Below are 16,801 nucleotides of genomic sequence, written 5' to 3'. Positions count from 1 at the left end.
GTTCACTCGACCACAGGCATCCAGCGACGAATACGTCGCTCCAGGCGCCCGCACAGGTAGTTGGAGGCCAGTGTCACCAGGTAATACAAGGCAGCGGCCGTGAGGTAGAACAACAGGTAGTGCCGAGTCGAACCCGCCGCCTGCTTGGCGGTGTACAGCAACTCGTTGGTGCCGACCACGCTGATCAGCGCGCTGTCCTTGATCAGGTTGATCCACAGGTTGGACATGCCCGCCAAGGCGTAAGGCGCCATGATCGGCAACGTCACCCGGCGGAACAGGCCAAAGCCGCTCAAGCCAAAGGCTCGCGCCGCTTCAATCTGGCCGTGGGGAATGGCCAGGATCGCCGCCCGAAAGATCTCAGAGGCGTACGCGCCCTGCACCAACCCCAGCACCAGGATCGCCACCAGCGGCCCGCTGATATTGACCTGCTCAAAGCCCATCCACAGCATCAGCGCGTTGAGGCCCATGGAGCCGGCGTAATACAGCAGCAGAATCAGCAACAACTCGGGCACCGCGCGAAATACGGTGGTGTAGCCGCGCATCAGCAGGGCAATCGGTCGAGGCGCACTGAGCTTGGCGCAGGCCACCACCAGGCCGATCAGCAGCCCGACCACAAAGGACCCGGCCGAGATCTGCAGGGTCATCCATAACCCTTTCAGCAGCGCATGGCCCCAACCCTGTTCGCTAAAGCCGAGTAGATCGAACGTCGCCGGCATTTCAGGCCTCCTTACTTGGCGTAGGGGCTGTCGCAGACTTTGCTCTCGAAGGCCTCGGTGTCGGCCCTTTTGCACGGGCTGACGGACAGGCCGAAATACTGTTGGGACAGGTCGGCGTAGTCCTTGCTCACCAGCAATTCGCCGATGGCCAGGTCCAGCCTGGCTTTGAGTTCGGTGTCCTCCTTGCGCAGGCCGGCGCCAACGCCACGGCCGATAATCGGGTCATAGGGCACGCTGGCGATATGGGCCAGGTCCTTGGCTTCAGGGGTTTTAACCATCATGGCGATAGCAGTGTCGTCGGCCATCATGTAGTCGATGCGCCCGGCAATCAGGTCGGCGTTGGCGGACTCCTGAGTGTCGTAGTACTTAAGCTCGGCGATGTTTTCGTAGTACTTCTTCAGGTAGTTGGCGCTGACCGTGGATATCTGCACACCGATCAGCTTGCCCTTGAAGCCCGCCGGGGAGATTTCCACTTCTGAGCCCTTCGGCCCGGCGACGCCCAGCAGCGAGTCGTAATAGGCGCGACTGAAAGCAATCTGTTTTTCACGCTCATCGGTGACGGACATCGAGGAGAAAATCACGTCGATCTTCTTGGCCAGCAGCGACGGAATAATGCCATCCCAGGCCACTTCCTTGATCTGACATTGCGCGTTCATGCCTGCGCAGAGTTTATGGATCAGGTCCACCTCAAAGCCTGACCATTGCCCGTTGCCGCCCTTGACGGTGAACGGTGGATAGGGTTCCGCTGCCACTGCAAACACGATGGGTTTTTCCGCCGCCAGCAGCGTACCTGCCGCCAGCATCAACACCGCACTGCTCAACCACTTTGCCAGTCGATTGGATTGCATGATCTTGCCCCGTCTTATTATGGAGTTAGCGAGTTTGATGCGCGTTGACGAACTGCCGGCAACGCTCACTGCGTGGGTCGATAAACACCGAGTCCGGCGTGCCGGTTTCCTCGATCAAGCCTTGGTGCAGAAAAGCGACTTTGCTGGAAACATCCCGGGCGAAGGCCATTTCATGGGTGACCAGGATCATGGTGCGGCCCTCCTCTGCGAGCGATCGAATCACCCGCAGCACTTCACCCACCAGTTCCGGGTCGAGGGCCGAGGTGGGTTCATCGAACAGCATGACTTTGGGGCGCATGGCCAGGGCGCGGGCGATGGCTACCCGCTGCTGCTGACCGCCGGAGAGAAAGGCCGGGTATTCATTGCGTTTGGCCGCCAGGCCCACGCGGTCGAGCAAGGCTTCGGCGCGTTCGATAGCCTCGGCGCGGCTTTCGCGCAGGACCTGGGTCGGTGCTTCGATGAGGTTTTCCAGCACCGTACGATGGGGCCACAGGTTGAAGTTCTGGAACACCATGCCCAGGGTCGAGCGAATCCGCACCAGTTGCTTGGCGTCGGCCACCAGCGGCGCGCCAGGACGCCCGTAGTTGAGCTTGATGCTTTCGCCATCGACGTGGATGCTGCCCTGGTCCGGCACTTCGAGCATGTTGATGCAGCGCAGCAAGGTGCTTTTACCCGAACCGCTGGCGCCGATCAGCGAGATCACCTCGCCTTCGTGGGCGGTCAGGGAAATGCCCTTGAGCACCTCGATATTGCCGAAGCGTTTGTGCAGGTTGAGCACCTCGATCATCTTTTTAGCTTCGGCGGGCTGCACGGTGATGATCCTGGCAACCGGGACCACGCGCGGCTCTTGCACAAGCTTGGCAACAAAGCCAGAGATGCGCACGCAGGCCTCGGCCAAGCGCACTTCACCCAGGGTGAACGACAGCCGCACAAAGCCCTGGGCCGGTTCGCCGAACGCGGCGGCATCCAGCACCGATACCCCCGCTTCACGGAACAGCCGCCAGGCAAAATCCAGGGAGCTGAGCCCGGTGTCGCGCACATCTACCAGCACAAACATCCCGGCCTGTGGTGTCTGCACCTTGATGCCTGGGCAACCGCTGAGCCCGGCCACCACCAGGTCACGACGACGAAGGTAGATTTCGCGCATGCCACGGGTCACTTCGTCGTGGGCCAACACCGCCGCAGTGGCCGCTTCCATGACAAAGCCCGGCAAGCCGTAGAACATGCTCAGCACCAGGGTTTCGGCGTGGGCGACCATGGTCGGTTCGGCGATGATCCAGCCGATGCGCCAGCCGGTCATGGCGTGGGACTTGGACAGGCTGCCAATCACAATGCAACGCTCAGCCATACCCTTTACTGCGGCGAGGCTGTGGTACTCGCCGTCGAACACCAGGCTTTCGTAAACCTCGTCCACCACCACCCACAGGTCATGCTTGATCGCCAGATCGGCAATGGATTGCAGTTCGTCGCGGTTGAGGACCACGCCGGTGGGGTTATTGGGGTTGGAGAAAAAGATCGCCCGAGTACGCGGGGTTATTGCGGCGGCCAGCAATTGGGCATCGAGACGAAAGCCTGACTCGGCCGAGCATGGCACCCGCACCAGTGTCGCGCCGCTGGCCTTGAGGGTGGCCTCGTAGGTGACGTACATCGGGTCAAGGACGATCACTTCATCACCAGGCTGCAGCAGGCACAGGGAGGTAACAAACAAGGCGTTTTGCGCCCCGGCAACGGTGATGACGTTTTCAGCGCTCACAGGCCGTGCGAGGGATTGGCTGTAGCGGGCGGCTATGGCGTCCCGCAGTGCCGGGCGGCCGGGGATTTCGGTGTAGTGGGTATCACCCTGGCGCAGGGCGTTAATGGCGGTGTCGGTGATAAAGGCCGGCGTGGAAAAATCCGGGTCGCCGACGCTCAGGATAATGATGTCTTCGCCTTTGCTGCTTGCCTGGAAGGCGGCATGGTGGATGTCCCAGGCTGCCACGCCCTGCCCTGCAATTCGCTCAACAAAGGGTGAAAACCGCATGCCAGTGCCTCTCGTTCAATCAGAAAAAGCGCAAGCCCGGCTGTCGCCAGCCGGGGGGTGCAGCCAACATAATTGAAACTGAACACTCGTTCAACGGTAAATTTAACAGGTGTCGTTTACAGCTAAAACAGGTCGTTGTGGAGAGGCGACTCCATCGTCAGTCTTGACGCTCGGCATTACCTGCATCCGCCGGGTCAGCCGGGTCAATGAGGGGCACTTCGGCATCATCCATCAGGGAGCCTGGATCTTCGTTGCCAGGGTCGTTGATGGGTTCTTCGGTTTCACATGACATGGCTTTCTCCTCTAGCCGCCCGGGGTGTCAATATCAGCGTCGGTCTCGGGCTTGGGCTCCTGCTCGGACTTGAAGTCCGGGCTGAACTCATTGTCCTTGGCCACAGGATCACTGGCGGGTTGCGGATCCTTGGGCGCTTTGGTCACCGATTCAGAAGCCGGCGCTTCGTTCAAGCCACCGTCAATGGCAGGGTCGTTTCTGCCGCTCACTTGCGGGTCTTCACCGTAGAGCGGGGTTTCGGATTGATCGTTCATCGCTACCTCTTACAGATCACTCACAAACACATGTGCTTAACGTTAAGGGTTCGCCAGGGGCAATGAAGTTCATTCAAGTTGACCACGACTGATCAGTGGTCAGGAGCCGGGATTGTCCACCTGGATGTAGAACGCAAAAGCCCCGAGCAGCATCCAGAACACCATGAACAGCCAGGGTGTGCGCACCGAAAACAGCAGGGACTTGCGATAGCCCTTGTGGGACGACTCTGTCTCGCAAAACAGCGGCGATTCGTCATAGGCCAGGCCCATCACCGGTTCGCTGCGCAGCAGTTCGCTTTGCTTGAAGTGCCAGTGGTCAATGATGTCGTAGGCTGCACGAATGCCGGGCCAGGCATTCAATGAACTGAGTACCCCCAGCAACGCAAGGAATGCCGGCACCACCAGAGTGAACAGCTTGCCCCACTCCGGGTTGAGGTTGTTCATGCAAGACACAAAGGCGATCACCAGGAACGACTGCGCCGTCAGATAGGCGTCAGTGCGGTTGGCGAGAATGGTGGTTTCGTACTGGATCTCTCGTCGGTAAAAATCCAGGCGGTCCTTGGGCGAGCCAAAGATCTTGGCCGTGTGCTCGGTAAGGGCTGATTCCGGGGTTTGCGGAAAAATTATTCTGGGCACAAGCAGCAGTCTCGTGGGGCTTAGTCCATTTAGAAGAGGCGCTGTTATACAAAGTTCAAGTGAGTTCAATGCACCGTCTTGGCGCATCAGCGATACAAAACCCACACCTGCCTTGGGCAAGCCTGGCCCGATGCAGCCGGAGTCGGGCCAGCAAATGGTTTTATTCAGCCAATATAGTCACACACAGCGCTGTTTATTCAAGGCATATAACTGTCAATTTGGATCATTGATTCCGCCTCGGTGCTGCTCTTAAGGTTGGTCGGGTGCAACGCCCTTCCAATCATAAGAACAGGTGCAGAACATGTCCGACGATCTGAAATTGTCCGCCGAGGCCACCCACACGCTGCAACGCTGGCACGCCATGCTGGCTGCCGCCGACTTGAAGGCCCTGCCCGAACTGCTGGCCCCGGACGCCGTGTTCCGCTCACCCATGGCCCATACGCCCTACCCCGGCGCGCCGGTGGTGTCGATGATTCTCAATACTGTATTCAAGGTCTTTGAAGATTTTGTCTACCATCGCGAGCTGGCGACAGCAGATGGCAACAGCGTAGTCCTGGAGTTCAGCGCCCGGGTCGGCGACAAACAACTCAAGGGCATCGACCTGATTCGCTTCAACGAACAAGGGCAGATCATCGAGTTTGAAGTAATGATTCGCCCGTTGAGTGGTTTGCAGGCCTTGGGTGACGAGATGGGACGGCGCCTGGCGCCGTATCTGGCCAAGGCCAAGGGCTGATCAGCCGAGGGAGTTTGTTTGTCTTAGAAAATCGAGCAGCAGTTCGTTGACCCTTTGTCCCTGCTCGTTCTGAATCCAGTGCCCGCAATTGGGCAGTACATGCTGTTGCAGGTTCGGTACCACCTCGGGCATGCGCTTGAGGGTATGGGCTTCAAATACGCCCACCGGGTCGCGGTCGCCAATCAGGAATAACGTCGGCTGCCGCACCTGTTTACCGGCGAGAAACTCGCTGCGTTGCCAATTGCGCTCAAAGTTACGGTACCAGTTCAACGGGCCGCGAAAGCCATCGGCGAAGGTCTGCACGTAAATATCCAGGTCGTGCTGGCTGCACCAGTCCGGTAACGCGCCAGGCAGCGCGACACCTTCCAGCAGTTTGGCCGTGGCCGGTTTTTTCTGCAAAAACACATCCTGGTCCTGCATGAACAGCCGCAAGGTGCGCTCGATATTGGCATCCAACTCGCGCTCTGCCAAGCCGGGGTCCTGGAAGTACAGGATGTAGTTGAAACGGTCGGCGTACAGCTCGCGCATGATCTCGATCACCGGTCGCCTCGCGCGCCCGGCGAACGGTACCGACATCGTCACCAGGGAGGTAACGCGCGCAGGCTCCAGCAACGCCAGGTGCCAGGCTACCACCGCCCCCCAGTCGTGGCCGACCATGCAGACCTGCTGGTGACCAAACAGGTCCATGGCGCCCTGTATGTCGGCGCACAACGTCAGCACGTCATAGTCAGCGATATCAGAGGGTGCACTGCTCTTTCCATACCCGCGCATCTCGGGCACAAACACTCGAAACCCCGCCGCCGCCAGCACCGCAATTTGCAGGCGCCAGGAGTGCCAGCACTCGGGAAAACCATGGAGCAACCACACTGGCGGACCGCTCTCGGGGCCTGCGATGTGCAGGCTCAAATCAATGCCGTTGACCTTGATGGTCTGCTGCTCAATGGCGCTCATCACTGGGTTCCTTGTATGGACAGGGCTCAAGGAAGACTGCTGCAACGACCGGGTTTGCACCAGTATCATTGACGTCATCAATGCCCAGGGTGGTGGTCTTGCAACGCCGAGCCGGTCATATTGGCTGACAGTCATTGCCATTGAGCGAGCCTGAACCATGCAACTACGCGCCAAAAGCCTGGTCGCCCTGACCGCCTCCCTGTGTGCCACCTTCGCCAACGCCGACAGCCCGGACCCGCTGTTAACACAGCGAATGGACGCAGTGATCGACAGCGCTATCACCGATAAACGCCTGGTGGGCACGGTGGTGCTGGTGCTACGCGACGGGCAGTTGGTGTACCACCGGGCAGCGGGGTTGGCGGATCGAGAAGCCGGTAGGCCAATGACCGAAGAGACCATTTTCCGCCTGGCCTCTGTCACCAAACCGCTGGTATCGGCCGCCGCGCTGCGCCTGGTAGAGCAAGGCAAGTTGCGTCTGGACGACCCGGTCACCCGCTGGCTTCCCACCTTTAGCCCAAGGCTTGCAGATGGCACCGCCCCGGTGATCACCGTCAGCCAACTACTCAATCATACGGCTGGCCTTAGTTACGGTTTTCTGGAAAACCCTCACGGCCCGTATCGCACCGCTGGCGTTTCAGATGGGCTGGACGAGCCGCAGATGAGCCTGGCGGAGAACCTTACGCGCATCGCCAGCGTGCCCTTGAGCTATACGCCAGGCACCGGCTGGCAGTATTCGATGGCCACTGACGTGCTGGGCTCCGTGCTGGAAAAAGCTTCCGGCAGCAGCCTGCAGGTCCTGCTCAAGGTGTCGGTCACCGATCCGTTGGGCTTGCGTGATACCGGATTTGCCGTCACTGATCTGTCACGTCTGTCCGCCGCCTATCAGGACGGCTCGCCGCAGCCGCTGCGCATGGTTGATCAAGCCACCATCACCAGTGGCAACAGCACCGCGCTGTTTGATGTGCGGCGTATCCTCGATCCCCGCGCCTACCCGTCCGGTGGTGCCGGCATGGCCGGGACAGCGGGAGATATTGCGCATTTTCTGGAAGTTATCCGCCAGGGCGGCGCGCCTATTCTGACAAACCGTAGCGTGCAGTTGATGATGGCCGACTCGGTCGGCCCACACGCACAAACCCAGGGCCCTGGCTGGGGTTTTGGTTATGGCTGGGCGGTACTGGATGACCCCGCCTTGAGCGGTACGCCCCAGTCCAAAGGCACGCTGCAATGGGGCGGCGCCTATGGCCACAGCTGGTTTGTCGACCCGCAGCAAAAACTCACTGTCGTAGCACTGACCAACACCGCCTATGAAGGCATGTCCGGCCTGTTTACCCGGCAGTTGCGCGATGCGGTTTACCCGCCGCAGTGATGCTCAGGCCACCGACCACCAACGGGGCAACAACTGCCTGATCCGCGATTCGGCAAAGCGATCATCGATCAACATCACCACGCCCTGGTCCTGCTGGCTGCGGATCACCCTGCCCGCCGCCTGCACCACCTTCTGGATGCCGGGATACAGGTAAGTGTAGTCATAGCCGGAGCCAAAAATGGCCCCCATGCGCAGCTTCATTTGCTCGTTGACCGGGTTCAATTGCGCCAGGCCAAGGGTGGCGATAAAGGCCCCGATCAAGCGAGTGCCCGGCAGGTCGATACCTTCACCAAAGGCGCCCCCCAATACGGCAAACCCGATGCCTTGGCTGTGCTGGGTGAACTGGTTGAGAAAAGCCTGGCGCTCGGCCTCCGCCATGCCCCGCGATTGATGCCACAACGGGATATGCGGGTGCCGCTCGGCCAGCAATTGCGCCACCTGTTGCAGGTAATCAAAGCTACTGAAAAACGCCAGGTAGTTGCCAGGCTGCAGCGCGAACTGCTCGGCGAGCAACGCCACGATCGGCTCCAGCGATGCCTGGCGATGGACAAAACGGGTGGAGATCCGATCAACAATGCGTACCTGCAACTGCTCGGCCTTGAACGGTGACTCGACGTCGATCCACGCCGTATCGGCTGGCAACCCAAGCAAGTCGGTGTAGTAATGTCGAGGGCTCAGGGTCGCGGAAAACAGCACGCTGCTGCGGGCGGCAGTCAGCCGTGGGCGGATAAACTCGGCAGGCACCACGTTGCGCAGGCACAGTCTTGATGAACTGCGCTTGCCAGCCAGTTCGCGCTTGCTGATGTCGAAGATAAAATGCTCGTTGAATAGCTCCGCCACCCTGGAAAATTGCAGGGCGTCGAAGTAGAAGGTTTGCAGTTCACCACTGAGCGCTTGCGGGTGGTCGTTGAAATACTGCCCCATGGCGCTGGTGCACAGGGATAAGGCTTGCAGGAGTTTGTCCGGCTTTTGCCCATAGGCCTGGTACGGGGCGATCTGTTCCTTGTGCAGGGCGTTCCATTCGCGGTTCAAGCGCTGCAAGGGTTTCTTCAGTGGTTCGGGGGCTGTATCGCGCAGGGTCTTGAGGGCGTACTGATCAAGGTCGGCGCTGTACATCGAGCGGCCCCGCTCCACCAGGTTATGGGCTTCGTCCACCAGCACGGCGACGCGCCACTGGTTGAGTTGGGCCAGGCCGAACAGCATCGCGCCAAAGTCAAAATAGTAGTTGTAGTCGGCGACCACGACATCGGTCCAGCGGGCCATTTCCTGGCTCAAGTAGTAGGGGCATACCTCATGGGCCAGGGCCACATCCCGCAGGTTGCGCTGGTCCAGCAAACGGACCTTGGCGGCGGCTTTGCGGGCGCCAGGCAGGCGATCATAAAAACCCTTGGCCAGTGGACAGGAATCGCCGTGGCAGGCCTTGTCCGGGTGTTCACAGGCCTTGTCCCTGGCCACCAGCTCCAGCACTCGCAGCACCAGGTTCGGGCTTGCGTCATACAGCACCTGCGCTGCATCCAGGGCCAGTTTGCGGCCAGGGGTTTTCGCCGTGAGGAAAAACACCTTGTCCAACTGCTGGGGCGCCAGGGCCTTGAGCATCGGGAAGATCGTGCCAACGGTCTTGCCGATGCCGGTCGGTGCCTGGGCCATCAGGCAGCGGCCGGTGCTGACAGCCTTGTACACCGATTCGGCAAGGGAGCGCTGGCCGGGACGAAAGTCGGCATGGGGAAAGGCCATGGACTGGGCGGCAGTGTTACGGGCTTCGCGCTGGTGCATCTCCTGCTCGGCCCAGCCAAGAAACAGCGCGCACTGCTGATTGAAGAACTGTTCCAGGTCAGCCGCCTGAAAACTGTGGCTCAACACCGTTTCCTGTTCACCGACAATATCGAAATACACCAGGGCCAGGATAATCTCCGCAAGCCCCAGCTTCTGGCACATCAGCCAGCCATAAATCTTGACCTGCGCCCAGTGCAATTGCCGGTGGTTGGCCGGCTGGGCGTCGAGGTCGCCACGGTAGGTCTTCACTTCCTCCAACCGGTTGTGGTCCGGGTCGTAGCCGTCTGCCCTGCCCCTGACTTTCAACTGTTGGTACTCACCTTCCAGCGCCACCTCGTTCTGGTAGTGGGCGCTGCGCCGCGAAGCGACGGTGCGGTGGCCGACGATGCCTTCCTGGGCACTCGGGGACGGGGTAAAGCGCAGGTCGAGGTCACCGACCTTGGCGGTGAACTCGCACAGTGCCCGCACGGCAACCGTGTAGCTCAAGCGCCCTGCTCCGCCCAGCGCACGTAGCAGACCGTCACCGGCATCTGATGCTCGCCGCAGAACTCCAGCCAGCGCAATTGGTTGTCCTGCAAGCGGTCGCCGGGGCCTTTGACTTCGATCATGCGGTAGGTTTTCTGTGCGGGCCAAAACTGGATCAGGTCCGGCATGCCGGCGCGGTTGGCGCGGATGTCCAGCAGCAGGCGCTCGAACCAGTGACGCAGATGCTCGGCGGGCAGGCAGTCGAGGGCCTGTTCAAGCAACTCTTCGCTGAGCACGTTCCAGAACACGAACGGTGACTGTATGCCCCACTTTTCGGTGTAGCGTTGGCGCAGGGTAGTTTTGTAGCGCCCGTCGCTCAGCTCATCCAGGCACCCGGCAAACAATTCGGCACGGCGCTGGTGAAAGTCCTCGCTGTGCAAATCCACCGGGCCACGCTGGAACGGGTGGAAAAACGACCCTGGCAGCGGCGCGAAAATCGCAGGCCAACACAGCAGGCCAAACAGTGAATTGATCAGGCTGTTCTCGACGTAATGCACCGGTGCGGCGACGTCGCTCAAATGCGCCTGAACGCAGTACTCCACCGACATCATCGGGTCCGCAGGCAGTTCAAGGTCCAGGCGCAGGACTTCCCGTGGCCTTGGCTTGGGCAAGGCCGGCTCGCCGAGCTTGCGCCGCAACCGTGGCAACACTCGCAGCAGGTGCTGTTGTTCGGCGGCGCTTTGCGGTAACTGCTGTGCGAGCTGAGCCAGGCTCATGGCCTGGGCAAAATCTTCCTGACGCTCCAGCACCCGGATCAGCCGTGCCCGCGCACCGGGATAGGCACAGCTGCGGTAGATCGTTTCGGCCAGCGCCAGCTCGGCGACTCGCTCACAGTGCTGGCCCACTTGAAACAACAGCTTGGCCCGACGTTTTTCCAGCCAGGGGTTGTCGGTGCTCAAGGTGGCGATCTGTTCCAGCACAGCCCCCAAGGCCTCGCCGGCTTCAAAGGCCTGCTGGCATTGGTGCAGAAACACAAACCCGTGAACATCGTCCCGGCTGCGCAGACCGCGGGATTCGGCGCAGAACGGGACTTTTTCGTAGGTGTAGATTCCCAGGTCCGCCAGCACAAACTCCGTCCAGTCCTGGTACAGGTTGCCGAAGAACATCAGCCGCAGCCGGTCGCACAGGTCCATGACGGTGAGGCTGTAGAGCCGGTCGTCCACTTCCGGGCACCAGTGCTGGAAGCTGCGGGTTTCGGCAAACTGCGCCGACAACACCGGCAGCCAGTCAGATTTTTTCCCCTTCGGTTGATCGATCCAGGGTTTGAAGGCCCCCAGGATCTCGCCTTTTTGCAACAGCGCGAACACCTGTTCAAACGGCAAGAGACATTGCTCATCTACCCAACCCCGCTCTATCAGGGGCAAGACTGCCGCATGCACCGGGCCGATCTCGGCATAGTTGAGCTTGCTCGCCCGAAAGTGCACACCTTTACGCATGATCATGCGCACCAGCAGCGCCTGGGAGGCTTGCGGCAAGCTGTCGAATTGCGCAATGAAATGCTGTTCGTCGTGGTCCAGCAAATCGGCATAACGCTGCCCAAGCCAGTCGAGGACTTGGCGGAAGTTATGCAGGTAGTAGAACGGGTCTTCCAGGGGGTTGGACATCACGGGCACTTGAGCAAACACTGGTTATGCATACAGAGTGCCGTCCCCCGCCAGCCGTTGCAATCAGTAATAGATCAGTGGCGCACGCAACTTTTTGCACAAAAGTGATCAGATGGGGGTGGTTGCGCGTAACATTTGTTGCCCGTAGCGCCTTGGCACGGGACTTTTGAAGGATGAAGGTAAGGGTTATGAACATGAAAAACTTGGGTCTGCCGCTGGTTGTACTCACTTTTCTGGTATTGGCCGGTTGCTCGACGCAGACCGTCGTGACCTTGCAGAATGGTACCCAGTACTTGACCAAGGACATACCAAAAACCAAGACCGCCGATGGTTTCTACGAGTTCGTCGACATTTCCGGCAAACATGTGCGGGTCAAGGCTGATGATGTAGCGACGGTGCGCAAGGAAGACTGATTCAGCTGTGGCGTGCCTCCCTCCTTTCGTAGCCGCGTTCGAGTAGAACGAGGCTACGAGGGGAGCCGATTACTGCCTTTACTCAGGTGATGACGATTCCGTCCGCCGACAAGCTATTGAGCCCCACTCCCACCAACGTCACCGAATCCGCCCCAAAGCTGAGCACCGTATCGCTGCCCACTACCTTGGCATGCTCACGATAATCCGATGGCCCCTCCACCCCGCTGAACACCAACGTGTCAGTCGCCTGATAACCGATAATCTGATCCTGGCCAAAGTGCCCGCTGAAAGCAAAAGTGTTGTGGCCGCTGCTGTCGCGCAGGGTATCGTTGCCCGCGCCACCTTCCAGGAAGTCTCTGCCAGCCCCGCCCCGAATTAGATCGTCGCCGTCGCTGCCGATGATAAAGGTATCGCCCTTATGGGGGTTGGCATTGCGGTTGAGGTCTTGCACCCAGGTATTGGCCCGGGCCGGGTCCGACAGGTTGGCGACAATAATCGTCGAGTCGCGGGTCATCAGGTCATAGAACGTCGAGTCGAGGATACGGGTCATGCCGTCGCCGTAGCCGGTTGGCAAATGAGAAATCCAGGTCGGCAGGTTGACGATGGAAAACGGCAAGACATTCCACAGCGTCGAGGCGTAATGATCGTTGAAGCTGACGATGTTGTCGGTGGTCGAGTCATGGGGTTTGTCGTGCACACCCAGGGATGACAGGTTGGTCGATGAACCGTCGAGGGCGCGGAACACCGGGTCGTTTTCATAACCGATGTTCAGTACTTTATCGCCGCCACCCTGGGTCGGTGAAGCAAACGCCAGGTAGTTGGCCTCCTTGTAGAAACCCGCCCATTTATTAGTGCTCAAGTCAGCCATGCTGTTGACCGCCAGGCCGCCCAGGCTATGGCCGCTGACCAGCACGTCCTTGCCCGTCAGGCCTTGGGTGCTGGCGTAGCTGGCGACGTCCTTGAGCAAGGTGCCGAACGCTTCGCCGGCGTAGTTTTTTGCGTAGTCCTTGGGCCCCAGAGCCGCCAGCAAATCGCTGATCAGGTCGCCGATAGAGTCGCTGACCAGGCTTTCCCGCGGCCCTGAAGTGCCGCGAAAAGCAATGCCGACTTCCAGCAATTTGCCGGCGTCATCGTACTTGCCCAGCACTTCCACTTGGGCAGTGGTGTAGCCAGCTTTTTCGCCAAAGAACGTGCCTCGGGCGTCGACCTTGCCGCCATAGCCCAGGGTACTGGCGCTGATGGGCGTCCAGCCGGCTTTTTGTACAGCGTCCAGGGCGGCTTTTTCCGAATCAGGGTTCCAGGGAATGCCGGGAATTACACCCTGGGAGTTGGTGCTGCCGAGCAAAGCACCCACCAGGGTCGCCGGCAATCCCAGACCCAAGCCATTGTGCTGGTAGCCCATGGCAAAGCCGTTATCCAGGTTGTGGTAGGAATACAGCGTGATCGCCATGGCATCAGCGAACAGCGCCTTGGAGTCCACGGTTTCGAGGTTTTTATAGTCAAAGACACCCATGGTATTGCCTCTCTTTTGTTGGAATTGTCGAGAAAGCTGAAACACACGCAGATGATCGTTCCCACGCAGGGCGTGAGAACGATCGGTCAACCATTCAGAACGCCCAATCCAGGCTCAACCCCACCCCGTGGACTTTCTCCTTGCTGGCCAGCAGGCCGTTGTAGTCAAGATTGACCCGCGCATCCTTGCTCAGCGCCAGGCTGACCCGCGCGCCCACCAGCGCCGCATCCCGCACCATCGGAGAACTCTCCACCGAGAACGGCGTGCTGCCTGAAGCAAACGCCAGGTGTTGCTCGGACTCGGTGCCGCTGAGGTTGTGCTGCCAGCCCAAGGTGCCGGACACGTCCAGTTGCTGGTGATCGGTCACGTTGAATGTCTTCAACGCCCGCACACCCAGGGTGCTCAGCACCAGGTCGCGATTGTCATCACCACTTTTCAGCGCCGCAGCGTCACCCTTCTCGGTAAAACCGTCGGTATCCAGGTGCACGTAAGCCAGGTTGGCGAACGGCTCCAGAGCCAGTGGTTGCAGGTTCAAGCGATAGGCCGCTTCGGTAAACAGCTGGGTGCTGCGGGCATCAACCTTGGCTTTCTGTTTGCCAGCCACTTCGCCGTATTGCAGCTCACGTTTCACATCGGCGCGATGCCAGCTGTAGGTCGCCCCGCCACTCAGGCGCCAGGCGCCGATTTCCTTACCGGCATAGGCACCGAGGTGGTAGCTGTCCACCGACGCCCGGGAGTGGGTGTCGCTGCCCATGTTCAGCGACGTGTCGCTGTAACCGGCTACCAGGCCCAGGCGTGTGTCCTCATCCAGCGCACCGTCGACACCCGCGAGCATGCCGCCGATGGAGGTGGTGTAGCCCGCCGTGTCGCTGCGGCTATCGGTCTTGCCCCAGGCGCCGAGGGCCTTGACCCAGACGTTGCCACGGCTGTCGACGGTCTGGCTGGCAGCGCCCATTTCCCCTTGCTGCAAACGCTCGCCAACCGCTTCGCGCAGGTAGCGGCTGTCATTGATCAGCGCGGTTTGCAGCGCCGGGTAGATTTCCCCGGACAACTGCTGGAACGCCCCTTGGGCCGACGCGGCATTGGGCGTCAACAGCAGGCTTTCATAGACACCATTACCGGCGCCCAATTGCTCGGCGGCAGCGGCCACTGAGCGCTGGTTGTCGGTGGCGGCAACACTGGCAAAGCTGTTGGCGTTGCGCGCGACATCCAGTTGCACGCCATTGGCGGCGTAGTTCAAGTTGCCGCCGACAAACAGGTAGTTCGGCAACACGGCACCGAAGCTGCCGGTGATGCCACCCGCTGCCTGGAGGATGTTGTACTGGCGACCGATCAGGCTTTGGGCCTCGGTCTGGCTGAGCAAGGTCGGGCTGTTTTCCAGAGCCAGGGTCACCGTGCCGCCGTTGAGGGTGGCCTTGCCGCCTGCCACGATCTGGTCGCTGCTAGTGTTCGACAGTTCTACCGCGTAGGTGGAACCGGCGTCGAAGCTGACATCACCCGCCACGTTTAAAGTGCCGATGGAGTTGCCCGGTGCCACGGTGCCGCCGCTTTTCGCCGTCAGTGAGCCGACGCGCCCGGAACCACCCAACACGCCGCTGTTGCTGACGGTGACATCGGAGGTGACCGAGCCATTGATCGCCAGCAGGCCTTGATTGACCAGGGTCGGGCCGCTGTAGGTGTTGCTGCCGGTGAGCACCAGCGCGCCGATGCCTTGTTTGGTCAAGCCGCCGTGACCCGAGATGTTGTTGCTCCAGACATCCAGCCCGCAATGCACATCCGTGCACAGCCGTTGGGTCGGCTTGCCGGCGTCCACCACGGCGCCAATCCCTGGCAAGTCCGCGACAAACTGGCCGCTGCCATAAGCGCCATCGATACGAAATTCAGCCGGGATATCCTCGGCGGTGATAAACATCCCTGGCCCGTTCACCGCCTTGCCCAGGTTGATCATGCCCCAGCCGTACAGCGAGTCGATGCCGGGGGCGCCAAGGTCGGTGGCGGTGGTTTTCAGCAGCGTGGAGATCTGATCGCCGCTCATGTACGGGAAACGCTCCATCAACACCGCCGCACTGCCCGCCACATGGGGCGCGGCCATGGACGTGCCGTTGAAGTTGGCGTAGTCGGTGGTCAGGTTTTCCAGGGTGGTGCCGTTGATCACCGAGCTGTAGATCTTGGTGCCGGGCGCCGAGACACAGAAGCTGGCGGCGTAACCGCACCGTGAGGAAAAGGTACTGATCACGTACGGATCAGGGCTGGCAGTGTTGGGGTTCTGCTGCAAGGCCGCCACCGACAGCCAATTGGGGGCGATCTCTGGCACGAAGTACGCCAGGCCCGAGATGGCATCCGGGTTGTTGCGGTTGTAGTCGTTGCCGGCGGCGAAGATGGTCAGCACGCCGCTGCGGGCAGCGTCGATGGCGCCTTGATAGGCGCCGCCAGCGACAGTTCCGAGGATCGGCCGGATGTTATCGAACTGCGCCTGGGCTTCGTTGACGGTGAAATTGGGGAACCCTGGATCGCGACCGCCCTTGGCATACTGATCACCGATACCGATGCCCCAGCTGTTATTGATAATCCGTGCGCCACTGGCCACCAGGGCGTCCCAGCCGGCCTTGTACACCGCGCCGTCGTTGCCGAGGATAATGCCGTCTTCGGGGCCGGGGTCGCCGTTTTCGGCGGTAATGATTTGCGCGTCAAACGCCACGCCGTGCATTGGCCCGCCATCACGGTTACCTGCTGCAATGCCGCCGACGTGGGTGCCGTGATTGCCCAGCTTGCCGTTGGAGCCCAGGGACGGCGTGCCGTCATAGCGAAAGGCATCGCCGGCCTTCACCGGAATATACGGGTCGGTGTATTGGCGAATACCCTCGGTGACAATCGTCACCACCTTGCCGGGGCTGGCGAACTCCGGATGCAGGGCGTAGACCGGCTGATCAAAGATCCCCAGCTTCACGCCCTTGCCGGTGTAACCAGCGGCGTAGGCCGCATCGGCATGCACGGCGCCCAGGCCCCAGTCGGCCTTGAACTCATTGCTGCGCCAACTGGCAGCATCCCCCAACTTGCCGGTTTCCACGTAGGGTGCGGCCTGGGCGGTACCCAGGCTGGCCAGGCAACACAGCAGCGCGCCGTATGGCACGCAGCTCAGGGCCTTGGGCGGATAGCC

14 protein-coding genes are annotated in these 16,801 nt (G+C 60.6%); 3 read left to right on the top strand and 11 right to left on the bottom strand.

The window, feature by feature from the left end:
- Positions 1-2: 2 nt before the first annotated feature.
- The 6 genes from ACZRKZ_RS05670 to ACZRKZ_RS05645 all read right to left on the bottom strand — a co-directional run bounded on the left by ACZRKZ_RS05670 (position 3) and on the right by ACZRKZ_RS05645 (position 4,766).
- Positions 3-716 carry an ABC transporter permease gene (locus tag ACZRKZ_RS05670; RefSeq protein ID WP_463970047.1) on the bottom strand — a complete coding sequence of 238 codons (714 nt, stop codon included), beginning with the start codon at positions 714-716 and terminating at the stop codon, positions 3-5.
- Between the two features lie 11 nt (positions 717-727).
- Entirely contained in the window at positions 728-1,564 is an 837-nt protein-coding gene (locus tag ACZRKZ_RS05665) for a transporter substrate-binding domain-containing protein (RefSeq protein ID WP_463970046.1), read from the bottom strand.
- A 25-nt stretch (positions 1,565-1,589) separates the two neighbouring features.
- Positions 1,590-3,584: an aminotransferase class I/II-fold pyridoxal phosphate-dependent enzyme gene (locus ACZRKZ_RS05660; protein WP_463980981.1), complete on the bottom strand. Its 1,995-nt coding sequence runs from the start codon at positions 3,582-3,584 to the stop codon at positions 1,590-1,592.
- Between the two features lie 157 nt (positions 3,585-3,741).
- Positions 3,742-3,876 (bottom strand): hypothetical protein, encoded by a 135-nt coding sequence (locus ACZRKZ_RS05655; RefSeq protein ID WP_463980980.1) that lies wholly within the window; start codon positions 3,874-3,876, stop codon positions 3,742-3,744.
- Positions 3,877-3,887: 11 nt separating this feature from the next.
- The gene (locus ACZRKZ_RS05650; RefSeq protein ID WP_463980979.1) at positions 3,888-4,130 is read right to left on the bottom strand and encodes a hypothetical protein; all 243 of its coding nucleotides are present in this window, start codon (positions 4,128-4,130) and stop codon (positions 3,888-3,890) included.
- A gap of 99 nt (positions 4,131-4,229) precedes the next feature.
- Positions 4,230-4,766 carry a hypothetical protein gene (locus ACZRKZ_RS05645; protein ID WP_463980978.1) on the bottom strand — a complete coding sequence of 179 codons (537 nt, stop codon included), beginning with the start codon at positions 4,764-4,766 and terminating at the stop codon, positions 4,230-4,232.
- Between the two features lie 301 nt (positions 4,767-5,067).
- Here ACZRKZ_RS05645 and ACZRKZ_RS05640 point away from each other — a divergent pair, with 301 nt between their 5' ends.
- Positions 5,068-5,499 carry a nuclear transport factor 2 family protein gene (locus tag ACZRKZ_RS05640; protein WP_463980977.1) on the top strand — a complete coding sequence of 144 codons (432 nt, stop codon included), beginning with the start codon at positions 5,068-5,070 and terminating at the stop codon, positions 5,497-5,499.
- On the opposite strand, the gene ACZRKZ_RS05635 is transcribed toward ACZRKZ_RS05640, so the two are convergent.
- The gene (locus ACZRKZ_RS05635; RefSeq protein WP_463980976.1) at positions 5,500-6,450 is read right to left on the bottom strand and encodes an alpha/beta fold hydrolase; all 951 of its coding nucleotides are present in this window, start codon (positions 6,448-6,450) and stop codon (positions 5,500-5,502) included. It lies immediately after the preceding gene.
- Between the two features lie 157 nt (positions 6,451-6,607).
- Here ACZRKZ_RS05635 and ACZRKZ_RS05630 point away from each other — a divergent pair, with 157 nt between their 5' ends.
- Positions 6,608-7,816, top strand: coding sequence for a serine hydrolase domain-containing protein (locus ACZRKZ_RS05630; protein WP_463980975.1), 1,209 nt, complete (start codon positions 6,608-6,610; stop codon positions 7,814-7,816).
- A 3-nt stretch (positions 7,817-7,819) separates the two neighbouring features.
- Here ACZRKZ_RS05630 and ACZRKZ_RS05625 read toward each other — a convergent pair whose 3' ends face one another.
- The gene (locus tag ACZRKZ_RS05625; protein ID WP_463980974.1) at positions 7,820-10,075 is read right to left on the bottom strand and encodes an ATP-dependent DNA helicase; all 2,256 of its coding nucleotides are present in this window, start codon (positions 10,073-10,075) and stop codon (positions 7,820-7,822) included.
- Entirely contained in the window at positions 10,072-11,718 is a 1,647-nt protein-coding gene (locus ACZRKZ_RS05620; protein WP_463980973.1) for a VRR-NUC domain-containing protein, read from the bottom strand. The genes ACZRKZ_RS05625 and ACZRKZ_RS05620 overlap by 4 nt, the downstream gene beginning before the upstream one ends.
- 188 nt (positions 11,719-11,906) lie before the next feature.
- Here ACZRKZ_RS05620 and ACZRKZ_RS05615 point away from each other — a divergent pair, with 188 nt between their 5' ends.
- The gene (locus tag ACZRKZ_RS05615) at positions 11,907-12,131 is read left to right on the top strand and encodes a YgdI/YgdR family lipoprotein (RefSeq protein WP_463970037.1); all 225 of its coding nucleotides are present in this window, start codon (positions 11,907-11,909) and stop codon (positions 12,129-12,131) included.
- Between the two features lie 82 nt (positions 12,132-12,213).
- On the opposite strand, the gene ACZRKZ_RS05610 is transcribed toward ACZRKZ_RS05615, so the two are convergent.
- On the bottom strand, positions 12,214-13,644 hold the full coding sequence (locus tag ACZRKZ_RS05610; protein WP_463980972.1) for a polyurethane esterase: 1,431 nt from the start codon (positions 13,642-13,644) through the stop codon (positions 12,214-12,216).
- A 94-nt stretch (positions 13,645-13,738) separates the two neighbouring features.
- Complete coding sequence (locus ACZRKZ_RS05605) at positions 13,739-16,783, bottom strand: autotransporter domain-containing protein (protein WP_463981453.1); 3,045 nt, start codon at positions 16,781-16,783, stop codon at positions 13,739-13,741.
- Positions 16,784-16,801 lie beyond the last annotated feature (18 nt).

The sequence above is a fragment of the Pseudomonas sp. c313 genome (assembly GCF_055407145.1).
Note: the sequence above shows the minus strand (reverse complement) of the source record. Positions and strands in the feature narration are given on the sequence as shown.